This is a genomic window from Desulfovibrio sp. 1214_IL3152 (genome assembly GCF_036763055.1).
In the GTDB taxonomy this organism is placed as follows: Bacteria; Desulfobacterota; Desulfovibrionia; order Desulfovibrionales; family Desulfovibrionaceae; genus Desulfovibrio.
Map to the genome: position 1 here is coordinate 1 of NZ_JBAIYW010000170.1, position 2749 is coordinate 2749.

Annotated in this window: 2 protein-coding genes and 1 pseudogene; 1 reads left to right on the forward strand and 2 read right to left on the reverse strand. The window is 57.0% G+C overall.

The annotated features are described in order from the left end of the window. A pseudogene (locus V6C07_RS03565) lies at positions 1-554 on the forward strand (4Fe-4S dicluster domain-containing protein); the annotation flags it as partial. Positions 555-825: 271 nt separating this feature from the next. Here V6C07_RS03565 and V6C07_RS03570 read toward each other — a convergent pair. Continuing rightward, positions 826-1965: a double-cubane-cluster-containing anaerobic reductase gene (locus V6C07_RS03570; protein WP_333534996.1), complete on the reverse strand. Its 1140-nt coding sequence runs from the start codon at positions 1963-1965 to the stop codon at positions 826-828. 161 nt (positions 1966-2126) lie between these two features. Continuing rightward, on the reverse strand, positions 2127-2749 hold a 623-nt coding region (locus V6C07_RS03575; RefSeq protein ID WP_333534997.1), incomplete at its 5' end, for an acyl-CoA dehydratase activase.

The window sequence follows — 2749 nt, forward strand, 5'->3', positions numbered from 1 at the left end:
CAGGCATGGCGCGGAGCGCCAAAAGCGGCAGTGCCGCGCTGGAGGAAAAGCAGGCGGCTGGTGCGGGCATAAGCGCAGAGGCGGCTAAAGACACGCCATCGTCGGTTCCCGGCTGGATAAAGCGGGTATGGGTTGCTTTGGCCCTTGTACTGGGTTTTACCGGCATGATGCAGATGCCCATAGCCACGCGTTATGGGCTGACCAGGCTGCCCGGCATGGGCTGGACCGGGGATTTTTATACTACCCTCAATATTCACTATGTGGCGGGCGCGCTGCTCATTGCGCTGTGCTGCCTGTTGGTGACGCTCAAGCTGAAAGCGGGCGGCGGTTTTCCCCGGCTCGTGTTCTGGGGGACTGTGCGCGTCTGGCTGGTTGCGGGCCTTGTGCTTACGGGGATTTTTCGCGTGCTGAAAAATCTGCCCGCATTTTCTTTTGCCCCGGAACTGGTCATGGGGATGGATCTTGCGCATCTGGGGCTTGCCGCCGTTCTCGGCGTGCTGTCGCTGGTGTTGTGGGCAAGCGGCCGTAAGGCATGGACGGGCAGGGCGCGGTAGCACCCGCAGTTAGGAGAAAACTCGTCTTTAGAGCAGATTAACTTTGAAATACTTCACATTTCAAAGTGTTCATTCAGCCGTAAAATGTGATTTTCAGCTGAATCCACGCCACATTGTGGCGCGTTGCGCTTTCGTGCAGCGTTAGAGCATTTACACTTTTTCAAAGTGAAAATGCTCTGGGTTGAACAGAGCCTGTTGCCGCCCGGCATTGGTGCGAGGGGAGGCAACAGGCTCTGTTTTTTGCTTCTGCGGGGCAACGGCGCGGCGAGGGTTACAGCATTTCCAGAAAAGCCTCAACGCGCACCTTGAGTTGTTCGGTGTCTGTCTCGGAATAGTCTGTTTCAATATTCAGATAGGGCAGGCCCAGGTCGTTCTGCACAAATTTTTTAAGCGTCCAGGCTTCAACAGCGTAGGTCTGACAGCCCTGCCAGGTAAGGTCCACCACGGCATCTGCCGAAAAATCCGCCGCCATCTGCCGCAATGCTTCATATCTGTGCGGATTGGGCGACATGACGGCGCAGGGTACGTCCAGATAGCGCCTTGCCATTTCGGTCAGCGGGTCGCTGTCTTCTTCCATCATGACGCGGGTTTTTTTATAGGCCGAGCAATTGTCAAGGCAGACAACGCTGCCGCCGCATTCCTCAATAAGGCGCACGACCTTGTGCGAACCAAGACCCACGGGAACGCCTGTAAGCAAAATGCGCGGAGCCTCGGGGCTGAAAGCCGTTTGCCCTTCAGCGGCAAGTGCGCCCAGTTCTTGGGCCAGGTCTTGCAGCATGGCGATGCCCACTTCCTTGTCGGGGAAAAAGGATGTTTTAAAGGCGATTTCCACCAGTTCCACGCCGGTGACAGGCGAGGGTCTGCGCTGCGCCATATCCATGACTGCCTTGAGCGCCAGCCGTTCGCGGTTCATGAGGATAATGGCCTCGCGCAGTTTGGCATCGGTGATGCTGACGCCGAATTCCCGTTCAAGGCGGCGCACCAGCCCTTCAAACTGCTTGCGCCAGTAAGACAGGGCATCGCTGTCCTGAATCTGCGGCAGCTGCAGCAGGGCCACAGGCTTGTATGGGGCAAGCAGTTCATACATCTTTTTCTTGCCGTCACAGGTGGTGTCGGCCACCACAATGTCCGCAGCCGCAAGGTAGGGGCAACTGTCGTTGAGGGCAAAACCGAAGCTGCTTTTGATCAGTGGGCAGAGGGAACGGGGCAGCACTTCCTCGGCAGCGGGAATGGAGTCGTTTTTTGTGCCGCAGAGAGACACGGGAATTGCCCCGGCTGCCAGGGCAATTTCTGAGGGCGAATACAGGCAGAACTGTCCCACCACTTTTTTGCCGTTCTGCTTGGCTTCCGTAAGGTTGAGCACGTTTTTTTCAAAGGCCGTGGTGATCCTGTCAAAACTGGCGCACTTCATGTCTGCTCCCGGATGGTTTAGAGTTTTGTCACTATGTCTGGCCGTCTAGGGCAGTTAACTCATTTCATTTGTAAACTGCTCCGCAAGGATTTTTCTGAAAATCATTGACGCGAAATGCGAGCAGGCAGGCTTTTGCCTGCCGTAAGCGAGCATTTCAAATGTTAAATGCTCCAGGCACATTGCTGTTTTTCAAGCTGATGCGCCGCAAGCAAGGCAGCGCCCAGAGCGCCCGTCAGTTGCGGCTCGTCGGGAACCCGCACGGGTATTTCCAGTTCGCGGGAAAGAAAGTTGCAAAACGCCGGGCTTGCAGCCATGCCGCCCGTAAAAACACATTGGCCTGTAAAAGAGATGCGGCGGGCAAGGCCCCGCATGCGTCTGGCTATGGACACAAAAACCCCGGCTGCCAGATCGGCGGGCGGGGTTCCCTGAGCCAACAGGCCGACGATTTCTGTTTCTGCAAAAACAGCGCACATGCTCGAAATGGGAACCGGCTTGCCTTCAGCCGCCGCCTTGCCCAGTTCGTCCAGCGGCATGCCCAAAATACCGGCCAGAACCTGCAAAAAGCGCCCTGTGCCCGCCGCGCATTTGTCGTTCATGACAAAATCGCGCACACCGCCGTTTTCATCCAGGCTGACGGCCTTGCTGTCCTGGCCGCCAATGTCGAGCACTACGCCGGAACCGGGAAAAAGCCACGAAGCGCCACGCGCATGACAGGTGATTTCAGTTACGGTTTTATGGGCAAAGGGCAGGGCGATGCGCCCGTAGCCCGTGGCAACGATGCGGG

Excerpts from the sequence above, each read along its gene's own strand:
- V6C07_RS03570 (WP_333534996.1), bottom strand. The coding sequence starts at position 1,965 with ATGAAGTGCGCCAGTTTTGACAGGATCACCACGGCCTTTGAAAAAAAC.